At 45.5% G+C, this 13843-nt stretch carries 15 protein-coding genes and 1 other annotated feature (1 of these 16 cut by a window edge); of the genes, 9 read left to right on the forward strand and 6 right to left on the reverse strand.

What is annotated here, in order from left to right; translation table 11 throughout:
• Nucleotides 1-37: a sequence feature (Trp leader region), on the reverse strand (it extends 68 nt beyond the left edge of the window).
• 155 nt (nucleotides 38-192) lie between these two features.
• Nucleotides 193-1077 carry a PHP domain-containing protein gene (locus tag F3I21_RS01045; protein ID WP_058758628.1) on the forward strand — a complete coding sequence of 295 codons (885 nt, stop codon included), beginning with the start codon at nucleotides 193-195 and terminating at the stop codon, nucleotides 1075-1077.
• 12 nt (nucleotides 1078-1089) lie between these two features.
• Nucleotides 1090-1710, forward strand: a complete 621-nt coding sequence (locus tag F3I21_RS01050) for an L-threonylcarbamoyladenylate synthase (protein ID WP_021510107.1) — start codon at nucleotides 1090-1092, stop codon at nucleotides 1708-1710.
• Here the strand turns inward: F3I21_RS01050 and F3I21_RS01055 are convergent, their stop codons facing one another.
• Together F3I21_RS01055 and F3I21_RS01060 are read right to left on the reverse strand one after the other, a co-directional pair.
• Entirely contained in the window at nucleotides 1711-2367 is a 657-nt protein-coding gene (locus F3I21_RS01055) for a serine protease (protein WP_181444749.1), read from the reverse strand.
• A gap of 203 nt (nucleotides 2368-2570) precedes the next feature.
• Nucleotides 2571-2837 carry a hypothetical protein gene (locus tag F3I21_RS01060; protein ID WP_150057955.1) on the reverse strand — a complete coding sequence of 89 codons (267 nt, stop codon included), beginning with the start codon at nucleotides 2835-2837 and terminating at the stop codon, nucleotides 2571-2573.
• Nucleotides 2838-3728: 891 nt separating this feature from the next.
• Between F3I21_RS01060 and F3I21_RS01070 the strand changes: the two genes are divergently transcribed.
• Nucleotides 3729-4370 carry a DUF4145 domain-containing protein gene (locus tag F3I21_RS01070; RefSeq protein WP_150057959.1) on the forward strand — a complete coding sequence of 214 codons (642 nt, stop codon included), beginning with the start codon at nucleotides 3729-3731 and terminating at the stop codon, nucleotides 4368-4370.
• A gap of 63 nt (nucleotides 4371-4433) precedes the next feature.
• On the opposite strand, the gene F3I21_RS01075 is transcribed toward F3I21_RS01070, so the two are convergent.
• The 4 genes from F3I21_RS01075 to F3I21_RS01090 form a co-directional block, all read right to left on the reverse strand.
• Nucleotides 4434-4694, reverse strand: a complete 261-nt coding sequence (locus F3I21_RS01075) for a hypothetical protein (RefSeq protein ID WP_150057961.1) — start codon at nucleotides 4692-4694, stop codon at nucleotides 4434-4436.
• Nucleotides 4695-4806: 112 nt separating this feature from the next.
• Entirely contained in the window at nucleotides 4807-4992 is a 186-nt protein-coding gene (locus F3I21_RS01080; RefSeq protein ID WP_150057963.1) for a hypothetical protein, read from the reverse strand.
• A 91-nt stretch (nucleotides 4993-5083) separates the two neighbouring features.
• The gene (locus tag F3I21_RS01085; protein WP_150057965.1) at nucleotides 5084-6097 is read right to left on the reverse strand and encodes a major capsid protein E; all 1014 of its coding nucleotides are present in this window, start codon (nucleotides 6095-6097) and stop codon (nucleotides 5084-5086) included.
• 17 nt (nucleotides 6098-6114) lie between these two features.
• Complete coding sequence (locus tag F3I21_RS01090; RefSeq protein WP_150057967.1) at nucleotides 6115-6486, reverse strand: hypothetical protein; 372 nt, start codon at nucleotides 6484-6486, stop codon at nucleotides 6115-6117.
• Nucleotides 6487-8680: 2194 nt separating this feature from the next.
• On the opposite strand from F3I21_RS01090, the gene F3I21_RS01095 reads away from it, so the two are divergent.
• The 6 genes from F3I21_RS01095 (at nucleotide 8681) to F3I21_RS01120 (ending at nucleotide 13419) form a co-directional block, all read left to right on the forward strand.
• Nucleotides 8681-9121, forward strand: a complete 441-nt coding sequence (locus tag F3I21_RS01095) for a hypothetical protein (RefSeq protein WP_150057969.1) — start codon at nucleotides 8681-8683, stop codon at nucleotides 9119-9121.
• 12 nt (nucleotides 9122-9133) lie between these two features.
• Nucleotides 9134-9331: a hypothetical protein gene (locus F3I21_RS01100; protein WP_150057971.1), complete on the forward strand. Its 198-nt coding sequence runs from the start codon at nucleotides 9134-9136 to the stop codon at nucleotides 9329-9331.
• Complete coding sequence (locus F3I21_RS01105) at nucleotides 9306-10007, forward strand: winged helix-turn-helix domain-containing protein (protein WP_150057973.1); 702 nt, start codon at nucleotides 9306-9308, stop codon at nucleotides 10005-10007. The genes F3I21_RS01100 and F3I21_RS01105 overlap by 26 nt, the downstream gene beginning before the upstream one ends.
• Nucleotides 10008-10139: 132 nt before the next feature.
• Nucleotides 10140-10823, forward strand: coding sequence for a hypothetical protein (locus F3I21_RS01110; RefSeq protein WP_150057975.1), 684 nt, complete (start codon nucleotides 10140-10142; stop codon nucleotides 10821-10823).
• 140 nt (nucleotides 10824-10963) lie between these two features.
• Nucleotides 10964-11311, forward strand: coding sequence for a hypothetical protein (locus F3I21_RS23130; RefSeq protein WP_190286065.1), 348 nt, complete (start codon nucleotides 10964-10966; stop codon nucleotides 11309-11311).
• Nucleotides 11311-13419, forward strand: a complete 2109-nt coding sequence (locus F3I21_RS01120; protein ID WP_223815607.1) for a tape measure protein — start codon at nucleotides 11311-11313, stop codon at nucleotides 13417-13419. Before F3I21_RS23130 ends, F3I21_RS01120 begins: the two co-directional genes overlap by 1 nt.
• Nucleotides 13420-13843 lie beyond the last annotated feature (424 nt).

Consider the following 13843-nt stretch of genomic DNA (forward strand, 5'->3'; position numbering starts at 1 on the left):
GTCGCCCGTGAAAGGGATCATCGCGCCACCAACCATTAACATGCGTACCGATAAGAGCCATGATTAAATACCCGTTACGTGTGAACTTGTGTACTAGTTAACTGGTTCGGGTGAAAAAAGTCAATACCCTTTTTCAGTTACGGGCAAAATCGTTATCATGCCAGCCGGTTTAATGCAGTCGCTGGAGTGACCTTGTCAGATATCGCCCGTTTTCCACTTTATGATTTACACAGCCATACCCAGGCTTCTGACGGTTTGCTGACGCCGACCGCGCTGGTGCAGCGCGCCGTTGAGATGCACGTCGGCGTGCTGGCGATTACCGATCACGACAGCGTGGCGGGCGTGGCCGAAGCGCAGGCGGCGGTGCAGCAGCTTCAGCTACCGCTGCGGGTACTGGCCGGTGTGGAAGCGTCGACGCTGTGGGAAAACCACGAAATTCATATTGTCGGACTCAACGTTGATACGCAGCATCCGGCGTTAACCGCTTTTCTGGCGCAGCAGCACCAGTGCCGTATGGCACGTGCAGAACTGATTGCCGAACGGCTGGAGCGCGCGCGCATTCCTGACGCACTGGCCGGCGCTCAGCGTCTGGCGCACGGCGGGGTGATCACCCGCGGGCATTTTGCCCGCTATCTGGTAGAGCTGGGCAAAGCCGATAACATGGCGCAGGTATTTAAAAACTATCTGGCGCGCGGCAAAACCGGCTACGTGCCACCACAATGGTGTACAATTAAACAAGCCATTGATGCTATTCATCATTCTGGCGGCGTGGCGGTGCTGGCCCATCCTGCGCGCTACGGGCTGTCGGCCAAATGGCTGAAGCGACTGATTGCGCATTTTGCCGCAGAAGGCGGCGATGCGATGGAAGTGGCACAGTGTCAGCAGGCACCGAATGAACGTACCCAGCTGGCGAGCTATGCGCGCGATAATCAGCTGGCGGCCTCGCAGGGGTCCGATTTTCACCAACCCTGTCCGTGGATTGAACTGGGGCGCAAGCTATGGCTGCCGGGCGGCGTGGAGCCGGTCTGGGAGCGTTTTCCCGCTTTAGCGCCGGTCAAATCGCACGTTGATGGGTGATATGAGGTTTTTATGAGTCAACTTTTTCACATTCATCCGGAAAATCCGCAGCCGCGTCTGGTTAATCAGGCGGTGGATTATCTCAACAAAGGCAGCGTTATTGTCTATCCAACCGATTCCGGCTACGCGCTGGGATGCCGTCTGGAAGAGAAGAATGCCATGGAACGCATCTGCCGCATTCGTCAGCTCGATGGTAACCATAACTTTACCCTGATGTGCCGCGATCTCTCTGAGCTGTCGACCTATTCGCAGGTGGATAACAGTGCGTTTCGCATTCTTAAAAACAACACGCCAGGCAATTACACCTTCATTCTGAAGGCCACTAAAGAAGTGCCGCGTCGTCTGATGAACGACAAACGTAAAACCATCGGCCTGCGCGTACCGTCAAATCCGGTGGCGCTGGCGCTGCTGGAACGCCTTAATGAGCCGATGATGTCGACCTCCCTGATGCTGCCTGGCAATGATTTCACTGAATCCGATCCGGAAGAGATCCAGCACAGCATCGGCAAGCTGGTGGATTTAATTATCGATGGCGGCACGCTGGGCCAGCAGCCAACCACCGTGATCGATCTCACCAGCGATGCGCCCGTCATCGTGCGTGAAGGGGCAGGCGATACCCGCCCGTTCCTGTGATTACGCCGGGCCAGGCGCTGTTTGTGGCGTCTGGCCGATATTGGCTTCCAGCCAGCGTTTGAAATCGCCGTACGGAATGTACAGCGAGACATCTTTTAAGATGACTTTTTTGCTGCGTACGTTAGCAATTTCATGGCTGTAACCCACAATCACTCCGCTGATTGTCTGGTCGGCATTATAGACAGCGCCGCCTGACATCCCCTGAACGACACCGGCATCGGAAGCCATCGCCATACAGGGTTTTTTATTCCAGCGATTATTAATGGCGGTGCGCGCCAGATTAACGCCGCTCGACTCGACCGGCATCGCGGAAATAAAACTGTAGCCATACATTTTAATTGGCTCGCCCACCGCGCTGCTGCGGAATTTCGCCAGCGTATCCGGACTGTTTTTATGATAAATAATTGCGACGTCGCAATAGGGATGATAAGCCTTCACGCGCTGCACGGCGGTTTTGGCCACGTGCGCGGCAGTCAGACTGTATTCCGGCGTTAACGGAATGGTTGTACCGAGGATGCCCAAACCCAGTACCGTCGGGATGCCGGTCACGCTCATATCCACGTGCTGCAGCGCCGTACGACTGTACTCAGTATGGCCCACGGAACAGCCGCTCAGTGCCAGCGCTGCAAGCGCCGGCCAAAGCAGGGAGGTTCTCATGATGGCGGTCTTCATTTAATGTCCGTCAGCAAAATCCCTGGTGAAGACTTTCGACAGACAAATTAAATTCAATCCGTGAAACGATTAGCGCGCCATTTCCCGAGCGCGCCGGATTATATTATCAGGCCAGCTGTACCATTATTTGTTAATGCCTTGTTGTTTGAAAGCTTATAAAAAGTAATTAAAATAATTTCTGATACTGCTTAGCCGAATTCAGGATTAAATTTTACACAGTTTTCGCGGCAGAACAATTCATCATATTTAATCTTTATCAAATAAAAGCGAAAATACAGACTTAATCCAACCTGCAGCGCCAATCCGCTGTATGGCTGGCTCTGCTGGCTGCAATAAGCTTTACTAACACCATTATTCAGTTCTTTATGCTGATTTTGGTGTTTTGCGCCGATTTTCTGTTTGCTCAACTGCAGCTGTGCCGGGAACGCTGCGGGTAACAGACTGGTGAGTCTCATTAATCTATTGCGGCACTAATTGGCGCGCTATTAAATAAATAAACGGTCTCAGGCAAAACGACGTAATTTCAGCGGGTTGCGCAGGCTATCCCAACGCTCGTTACGCAAATCAATCAGAAATCTGAATCAATGACTGTGCTGCCGGCTTCAGCCTCCGGATCGCTGGCGCTTTATTATCGGCAGATAAGGAAAAGGTGTTAACGAAACTGTAGCTGGTGTAAAATCTCCGGCCGTCCGCGCTGGCACCTGGCGCGAAGCGGTCACAGATTCTGATACGGGACCTGGTAACGCCGGTATCTTACCTCTTCATTACCACGACGCCTGGGAAGGCGGTCAACTCAAATAAAATTTCTCGATAAAACAATAAGTTGAAATTATTTCCACTCTAATGATCATCAGTCTGTATCACATGCTTTAGGTACTTTCTGTATCCCTTCTTGTGTTACAACTTTGATTGCTCCTTCATGAAGCGCCCACCCCGGGATCTTCTCCTACAGCAATTTCGATCATTTACCATATTTTGGAGTTGGAAGAACTCTAAAAGGAGTTAGAATAGACATCCTCGTTGGTCACTTTGATAATCGTTAATTTCGCTTGCCCCTACTTTTAATCAGAGACTACACATATGCCTAACTGTAAAGATCAGCATCGTTATTGGGAGTTTTTGGAAAGCCTGCCAGATGATCAGGGTGGATTAGGTCGCCACAAGTGTTGCGGGTGTGCTTATGAGAATGGCTATAAGGCTGGTTTTAATAGGTCGGAAAGAATCGACATTGATTTAGATTCTATACCGGAGAGTCAGGCGGGGACTGGAAGGCATAAAAGCCCCCATGCTGCTTTTGCGCAAGGTTACTTAGATGGAGTTAGTGCTTTTTATCAAGGTGAAAAGTGATGAATAAATATATTGCTCCTTATTATAATGAAAGCTGGGGAAAAGGTAATCGCACGAGCTTTCACTGTCCACATTGTCAGGTATATGCGCAACAGTATTGGAGTTCTTTGCTAAGGATGAATGCTAATGTCATTTTGACTAATTTCACATCTTCGACTTGTGCTCACTGTGGAAATTCAGCGATTTGGCTTAACGATAAGATGATTTATCCGCTTGTCTCATTATCGCCCGTTGCCAATGAAGACCTCCCTGCGGATTGTTTAGAGATATATAATGAAGCAAGGGGCATCGCTTCATTATCCCCGAAAGGCGCTGCGGCATTGTTACGCCTTTGCATTCAAATGCTAATGCCACATTTGGGGCAGAAAGGTAAAAATATCAATGATGACATAGGTGCGCTTGTTAAGGCTGGCCTACCCGTGCAGGTCCAACAGGCATTAGATGTTTGTCGTGTGATAGGTAATAATGCAGTTCATCCTGGTGAAATAATTTTTGATGAAGACAATAAAATTGTTAACACATTGTTTGGATTAGTTAATTTTATAGTTGATAATCAGATAACCCAGCCTAAACAGTTAGATGCGATGTACGGCTCCTTGCCAGAGGGTGCAAGAGCAGGAATACAAAAAAGAGATTCATGAAAATTTTGCCTATTAAAAATTAAAGGCTAGCCAATAAAGCTAGCCTTATAAATATTTAATTAATTAATCATCTAAGAGGTGTGAGTAGTAAGTTTTTTCAAATGCTTCTTTTAGAACTTCTAACATTGAGCGCTCTTTCACAACAATGTCGAACTCACCATTAGGTGAAGAAATATGCATTGGGTCGCTGCTTGTTACGGTCAGGTTTGCACCTACACATGATGAAAACTCCAGTACGCCCTCGGAAACGCTGCGGATTTCTTTATTAGCTAGAATGGCGTAAGCCATATCTTCAGACAGCTTTTGTATAATTTTTTTATTCATTTTTATGCACCAAATGTTTGAATGATACTGACATAATATCTCATTTTTTGGCTTGTGTCATTTGTAAAAAAAAGGCTAGCCTGTGGAGGCTAGCCCTGATATGGATTCAAAGTCACTTTATCTTTTTCTTTTCGAGAAGCCGCTTGATAGCGCGTTCAAATCCGATTTCTTTTTCAATCCTCGATAGTGTTACATTATCCAGATTGAGGATTGAACACAGCTTTTTTCGGTTGATCACAGAATCCCCATGATCACGGAAAATCAGTTTCCCGGTTGAATCAGTAATTTCAATTTTCATGTTTCGCCCCAAAAGGTAAAAATATAAATGACTGGTCCAAATGAACAGGGGGCCGTAAAGCCCCCTCCTGAACTATCTCAGGTAATACCCATTATTTTAGGGTAATATTCATGGTGTAATTTGGACGCAGGTTCAATGGAATATGACTGCTTTCCTGATGGATAGTCACCATGCCGTAGCGGTCAGTCATCACTTTCTGATAGTAAGGACTAACCACGCCTTTAGCGGCGATATCCTGGTTGCGTGATGCTGGACCCTGAACCAATTTAAATGGATTACGCTCAGGAGCAATGAATTTTGGCACAACCAGGCCTGAGTCAGCGGCGATTTCATAGCGATCATCATCGGCCAGGATAAACGTGAGGTTGCCAATGCTAAAGGAGTCGTAACCTGCGGATGGCACCGGGATCAGAACACCTTTAGCAGCTTCACTGACCTTATTGGTGATCAAACTCATCACTTCGACGTTTGAAGCAAGAGCATCATAGAGGTCTGGAGAGGCGAAGCAGTAAAAGCGATCCAGATAACTACGGCTGGCCCCGTATTCTTTCACCAGTGCGCGGCGGATCTTAGCCAGTTGTGCATAAACCGGTAAGGCTGCATCGAGTTCAAAGCTCATGGGCTGAGTGTCGAACACAGCGTTAAAATCTACGTTACCGTCATCAGTTTTAGCGGCCTTTGCGGACTGTTGGAAGAGAGCACGGGCTAATGTGCTTTCCACCGTTTCCAGATGGTAGTTACGCAGACGGATCGCCTTGTCGGCGATCACTTGAGTGAGCGCAGCTTCCTGATCCGGCTTTGTTGGGCTTACAAGACTCTGCCAGTCTGCGGTTTTGACGTCTGCTTCAGTCGCGTAGTGTGGGATTTCCTGATTACGCAGAACAGTTTTATCCATCTTAATGGCGTTTACTTCAGTGCCATAACGCGATACCTGTTCAAGTTCTGAAACCTGAGATTCCACAATATCCACAACCTGAGCATTTGGAGTGGTGGAGTTTACCGGGGTGAAAATACCCAGATCAGAGATCAGATAGTTACCGGCTGGTACATCTTTGATACTGGCGACTGTGTCCAGCTTTTCAAATTTAGAGAAATCAATAGCCATGTTTTGATGTCCTTATCTTATGCGTTATAGAAGTCAGCGTTAACTGCAAGACGGATTGAGCCGTCAGTAGTCAGCCGGGTTAATGCGGCAGTTTTGCTCGCTGCGTCTTTAGCACGTAGAGCAAAATCAGTAATCACAACATGGCGATCCACGATAACCAGAGTTTTAGGCTTGCCATCGGCGCTCATGTTAGAAAGGTTGATGAATGGCACACCAGGATCAGCGGCTGCTGCGTCGAATAAGGCAAAAGATTTGCTGTCCAGAATATCGCCGCAGTACACATCAGCCGGGAGGCTCGGAGCGGTGATCTCGGTACGGTCAAACAGGCTTGAAGCGTAATTAACGATTACGTCACCCTGTGTGATTGGATAGCGTTCAGAGGTTTTCATTAGAATTTTCCTTGAGGGGTAATTATGTGGGAGAGCCACAATTGAGGGAGCCACATTGCACGGCTTTATCTGACAGCCACTGAGACGGGCTTATCTGAATGTTGGGAAGGGGGAGGGGAAGAAATTAGAAGGATAGAAGGGGCGGCAATGATGCCACCCCTTGCTGATCCGGCTCTCTCGCCCTCTGGCACGGTTATTCCATCATGGGGGTTAATTGTTCCCACACTGGATGAATCTTTTGAAAGCTGTACTAAAATTCGTACTGAATAAATATTTCTTTCTTGAATTCCCTCAATGGAAATAACTCCACGGGGGTAGATGTCAGTAAACCAGAGAGGAAACTCAAAAAGAACCCGCAAGGAGTCACGGGGTGAGTCTAAGAGGAGTTACATATATTTTTTGTCTGCGGATTGTAGAAATCCCTAATGGTCTAAGGCCATTTTCTATATTCCCTGAGTGACTATGCAATTTGCGCTTGCAGTTCACCAGACAGGGAATATAGAAAACGGTACATAATCACGCACCGGAAAGCACAGGCAGAAATAGTTTCCTATATCACTACCTACACTTTATCCCTCAACAAGGTAACTAGCCTGTTGAAGTGTCCCCGCTTTGCACGGAGAAAGAAGAAATTGAAGGAAAAATTTGAACGACAGTGTTATTTGGTGAATAGACCGTTTATATTTAAACACCCTCTAGGATAGGCCCGATGCGAGGCAGACCTATAATTAGAAGGAGATTAACAATGCGTAATAGTAATCGTAATGGCAGTAACTTCACTAACGCCAGAAGGATTCTATTTATGGAAAACCCTTTTGGCGGGAGTGAGTGGGTAAGTTATTGAGTAAGCTAGTTAGTGATTGAAATAATTATTTCAGGGGTTGTTAAAGATGTAATCAAGCTAATTAAAGATGAGGGCCGGGGTGGAGATCCCCCGGTTATTCCCTCTATGGCTAGTCCACACATCTCAGGCCTATACCCCGGGAGGTGGTAGAGTGTTGAGGTTGCGTAATGGCTTTTTAATCCATCCCAACACACTATACATATAGTTTATCATGCACTTATGTAATTATCAATAAAAATTGTCAAAATAAATTGCATTCCATTTCTTTCTGTGATATGCATGTTATCATTGATAATTATTAGGCTGCTAAGTACCATGTCTTTCCAGAAAGACACAAGACTTATATTAAGATCTAACACAAAACCTCACGCTACTCGCTTACCGGTTTTAAAACATATATTTTATGATCTCACGTTCGATACTCTCACTTACCGATCATAAAACAATAAAATTATGATCTCACACTCATTCTTCGTTTACCGATCATAAAACAATTATTTATAATCGGCTCTCATTTCATTCGCACAGCGCCGATTATGATCTTATGATGATCCACAAAAGTTTTACACACAGTGAAGGGCAGGGAGGTAGATATACAGATAGATTGAAATTTTGATTGATTGGATATCCCCAGGATAAGTCTTCCACAGAGTGAGACTGGCCAGGTGAGGGGTATGTGTACCAGCGTGGTACATGTAAGGTAATAGATAAAGTTATGCAGAATTTGCACAACCTACCACACCTAAGTTATGCAGAATTTGCACAACCTATTATCAAAGTCATGCAAAATTTGCACACTATAAGAATAATAAAAGACCATAAGACTAACAGCCACACCATAAGAGGGCTTACGCCCTTAGGCACAGCAAAAGATCTTTAAAGAGTATTAGACGATTAATCGTAGATTGATTGGAAGAGACTGATCTATTTAAAGCGTCTTAACAGACGCGTCTCTTTGGGAGCGCTCGCACAGCGAGCAAGACCCCCTTTGGAAACTGTCACGAAATCGTAGATTGAGAGTCTATGGGGCCGCGAGTGTGTGTGGGGGGGCAGAGAAGACTACAAAGCTAATCACTCAAGCAATTCAAACCTACTACAATAAAACCTCATCAGGCTTCACCAGCACGATTCTCAAACACTTTCTCAGATAAGATGAGTCAATCTACTGCTTTCCTACCAAACACGCTCAGAATCGATTGTAGGCGAGTTTTGTGATGGGATGGCCATTTATACTATTTTTATCTTGTTGTCAACTACCACTATACAAAGTAAACGCATCATGATAAAATAATTAACATGATGCTCAAAGTTATCCAAATATACTCTAACAAGCTTTCCGGGAGGATGCAAATGTTTTCTAAATCTGCTACTGACAACCGTTATGGATCAGTCGATGACGTTATTGCCCGCTATGACCAGGGGTTAATTTCGCGCCAGTCACTCCACCAATTACGCTGGAGATTCAAGAAGGAAGGTAAGCAAGATCGCGTTTCCGTAATCAGTAAGGTGCTGGAAATTACGAAATCCCCACTGTCTCGGGCTGTTTATCAGCAAGAAAAACTAGAGGCCCGCGCCTCGAAAATCGACGCTGAGCAGGGGCTTAAGCTCAAAGTCGCAGTGAATCAGTTCGCAAGTAGGCCAGATTTTCAGGCCAGCGTGGTTTTAGCTTACCAGCACTTTTTCAGTGCAATGGGGATCTTTATGGAATATGACGAAATCATGGCTTTTATTCTTCTGGAAAGTGCTGATCGATTTCAGCAGTTAACCGGCGAATACCCTGTAGTCATTTAATGGAGGTAGGATATGAACAATAAGCAAACTAACCGCCAGATGGGAATTAGTTTTGAACCCCACGTTATGGATCAACTTTTTGAGTTGGCAGCTACCAGACAGCACGGGAGCGTTAAAACTATTATCGAAAAGTCTGTTAAGCATTACCTGAAAACTCTTAATTCCAATATGCAGGAAACAAACAATGATCGAAGCAACCCAATTAAATAACTTCTATGATCGCGACTTTGTAAAATCCTCCCGTACCTTACGCCGTATCAAGAGTTATAACGGTGTAAAGATGACTCTTGAAATGGCACTGACATACGATCTTATTGCCTCATTTAACCGTGATCAAAAAATGACAAACGGTCATATTAAAAAAGGTCAGCCCTCTCAGGTAGGACAATCTGAATTAGCCGATTATCTGATGTCGTCACGCCGTACAGCCGCAACAGTAATTGCCAACATGAAAAAAGCCGGGTTAATCGAATGTGTTGGACGTGGTGCTTATGATGTTGATTTATTAATTGTCCTTCCGATCAAGGAAGAGTTAACAGAAATCTTATCACCGGCAGTTAAGCCAGCTAAAACACGTCGCCAACGTGGAAAATTAACCAAAACCGTTTTACCAAATGGCGTAACTATGGAGAAAGAAGAAGATGCAGGATCTATTAATAGCACAAGTGGACATCAGAACAAGCCTGTGGAAAGCAAAGCGATTATCAGTAATCTGGATTTGGTCACTGGCTGGACTGATATTCAGTTATCTGATCCTATTGAATTAACAGAGGTGGAAGGAAAAAACAGATTCAACGGTGAATATCTAAAGGTTGATGGGCAACTAATAAGGGCCTATAATCCAGAACCCAAACCAAATGGATGGGAATTGGATCCACCATTTTAAAACCTTCCTGATTGCCCCTGAACCGATTATCTCTGTATTTCCCTAATATTAAAACAGTGTCTAATACTTAATTACTTCCCTGCCAGATTTACATACCGACCTACCGCTTTAGCTTATTGTGGAGAATCCCCTATGCCCGGCATTTATGAAAAAACCATTATAACAACTAAATCCCCGCCGCCTGCCAATCTCAACAATCTGACAGAACAAGAAGAAGAAAAGATAGCCCAGATGGCCCTCAAACTCAAAAGCAAGTCTAAGGATAAACAGAATCTTAAGCCTAAATATAAGCAAGGGGTATCTACATTGACGCCTGAACAACTGGTTAAAATTAGGCGTGCCTGTGTGCTGGGTCATTCTGCTAGGGCTATCTCAGATGCTTTCAAAGTTCCTGTCTCCTTTGTGCTGGAGGAAAAGAAGATCTTCGACCCTAAAAAATATCAAAAAGAACCACTCTGTTTGGTGCATAAAGGTTTGATGAGTCAACAGATGGCGAAAGAAGGTTATGGCATTTCTGAGATATCTCAGGAGATGGGTTTGCATTCCAGAATGATTGAAAAGCTATTAAGAATTAAATTGCCTGAATATCTGGAGCAACAGATGCTAACTTGGGATGTGGTTTTACGTAATCTTAGAAGTTCCCGATATGTGGAAAACCCCATTTGGAAAGATGACACTGTAAAATCGAAAATTCCGGGGCTTATTGCACAGGGAAGAAGTGCAATAGCTATTCACATCGGCAATTCGAAAAGAAAATGGCGCAATATGAACATTACCCGAAAGAAAGAAAAAATATTTGAGACAACAATTAATTAAAACCTTCTCACGGGTAATTCTTTTTCTCCTGTGGTTAATTCTCTCTCTTATAACCAAACCCCTCTTTATTTATGTGGTGTTCCATGTGGCGATCCTCACTATGGAACATCTAAACAAGTTATTTCATTAAGGACTTTTCTATGTCACAGACAGCTTATAATAACCTAATGGCTCAGATTAAGCAGGCGAAGGCTGAAGCCGAAATTCAGAAGAAAAAAGAAACAGCAAGAGAGTTTGTTCAGAAATCAGAAATTGCATTAAATAATCTTAATAAGCTCATTGAGCAATTTGAGGATGGAATTCTAAAAGCTTCCTCTAAGGGTAAGAAAATAAAGAGCCGGGGCATTGCTCTTTGCCATAAAGAGCAGGGCTACAGTGCAAATAATCGCCCAATCAGTCTTCTGACTAAATCGGCAGACGGAAAAATCAAAGTGGAAATTAATAAAGCACTACGTCCGATTAAAGGCTTTGTCGAGGGAGCTAAATAATGGCAGATGCTAATAATATAGTCGTTAAGACGATCAACCGAACAACATTCGAAGTTGATAAAGGGTCTTATTCGAATACCATCAAGAAAATTCGCTCTGTTAAGTCTGAGTGGGAAAAAGCCGGAAAATCCATCAAGCCATTAAAGCTCGATTCAGACCTTAATCAGTCTACGAAAATGCTGAGGCAGGCTCAACAGGCGTCTAAAGCCACGCAGGCGCAGGATAAAGCAGCTAAAGCAGCCGCTAAAGCAGAAAAAGAAGCGGCAGCGGCAAGGGTTGCCGCTGAGAGGAAGCTCAATCAGATCCGAGCAAAAAGCATCCGGTTCAATACTTCTATTGCTAACGCAAATCTTGGCGGCAGACAGCGAACAGAGGCTCTCAGCTCGTTTGGTGATCTTACACGCCAGTATCACGGCAATAAGCTGAGTCTCCAGGAGTACAACGCTAGAGTAGCCGCTTTGCAAAGCCAGGTAAGACAGCAGGGTAAGGTAGGGATGAAAGGTGCCACATTGCCTGTTACCGCGAAGGTAGAAAAAATCGACACAACACTGTTAGATCGCGCTGGCGGCGCTTTAACAATCGGGGCCACCATCGCATTAAGCGGTAAAGTGCTGGAAGCCGGACGCAACTTTGACAGTGCGTTAGCTGGTCTTACTGCTATCACCGGGTCAGCAGAAAGGGCTAATCAGGAGTTCGCTTTCTTACAGGATCAGGCTAATCGCTTAGGGCTGGATTTGACATCCACAGCGAAGGATTACACCCAGTTTGCAGCAAGTATCGGCCAGAAGCTACCAACTGACCAAATTCATCAGATTTTTTCCGCTGTGAGTGAGTACGGAACAGTTCTGGGAACAACTGCCGATGAACAGAGCCGTGCTTTCACTGCTCTCCAGCAGATGGCAAGCAAAGGCACTATCATGTCTGAGGAATTGAAAGGTCAGCTTGCTGAGGCGTTACCGGGTGCCGTTGGGATCTTTGTTAAAGCTCTTAACGATATGAAAGGTAAAACCAACCTGACAGAAAAGGATTTGTTTGCACTGATGCAATCTGGTCAGTTATTCGCTAAAGACATCTTACCCTTTGTGGGTAAGGAGATGGCGAAGACAGCACGCCAGGGCGGAGCGCTTGATAAGGCTATAAACAGCAACCGCGCCAGTTGGCAACGCTTACAGACCGCGATGCAGTCATCAATGAATGAGTTTTACAAATCCGGTTTTGGTGAAGCTACAACCGACTTGTTCAATACCCTGACAGCTTTTCTTAATAATAATGCTGATACTTTTCGTTGGTGGGGCCACATTGCGGGTCAGGTTGTAGACGGTGCCACCGACGCGTTTACAGGCCTACATAATGCTGTTGTCTTCACTGCAAGGATCACTGAATTCTATCTGAAGAAGATCGGGGTTACCGGTGAACAGATGGCCTCATGGGGTGAACTATCCGCCTATGCCATTGGTGTCACAGCCTTCGCTGCATCTGTGTGGAAATTAGGCGGTGCACTGAAGTACATCATCGGATTTATGAACCCGCTAACGAGGCTGTTAGGTGTGCTGGAAGGGATCAGTAAGTTAAGGGGGTTGCAGACCGATGTCCCATCAGGCAACACAGCAACTCCTAAAGCGACAGATGCGCCTAAGCCAACCGGTGGGGCTACCAAATGGGGCACTGCTGGCAGACTGGCTAAAATTGGCCTCTTGGGTGATATTATGATGGCGGGGAATGTCTTCTACGATAACGTCCTCCAGCGGGGTGACGAGAAGATAGCTGAGAACGGCAACCAACCAATCCCCGCGAATATGCCTAAGCCTGTAGGGCTGTTAGACGTGTTAGATGAATGGAGAAACGCCAACCAGGTTTCTAAGGCTGTTGACCTTAACTCACTGGCTACCAGCAGCAATCAGCCAAACGTGACATTTACACCTCCTGGTTTGAGCGCCAACCCGGTAGGGAATCCGTTCATGACACCACCGGCGTGGCTTAATCAGCCCCTTAAAATCGATATCACTACAAAGGTTGATGATGGCAAGGTCAGGGGGCTTGTGCAGCAGGAAATCAAAGCCTCCGACCAGATGAATTTCAACCTACTGATGCAGGGCGGCCCGGGTTAAGTGTACGGACTTAATCCCACCAACTCCTTTCATCAATACAGCCCCGGCCTCAGTGCCGGGGTTTTTGTTTATTGCTAAAAGTAAGTTTAAATAGGATGAATAAATCAATTTAAATACCCGTTAAATGCTCATTTATGACCTCACTCATGGCTGAAAAGGACTTAAAAAGGCCCTATGCCCTGTGCAAATAATAAACGATGGCGAGTGGTGACCAGTACAGACAGGACTCCCCGGCTCTGTTGATGTGTGTAAGCTATTGGGAAATAAGGATTCAATTTTTATTTCATGAGAATGGAAAAACTGGGGTGCTTGTCAACTTTCACAGAAAACACCCTGATCACCTCAAAGTAAAAATTCCCCAAATGATAATCAATATCAAATGCAAGTGATAATCAATATTATTACCATCCACCCCCTCCGGGGC

The organism is Pantoea sp. B_9 (genome assembly GCF_008632015.1).
Taxonomy (GTDB): domain Bacteria; phylum Pseudomonadota; class Gammaproteobacteria; order Enterobacterales; family Enterobacteriaceae; genus Pantoea; species Pantoea dispersa.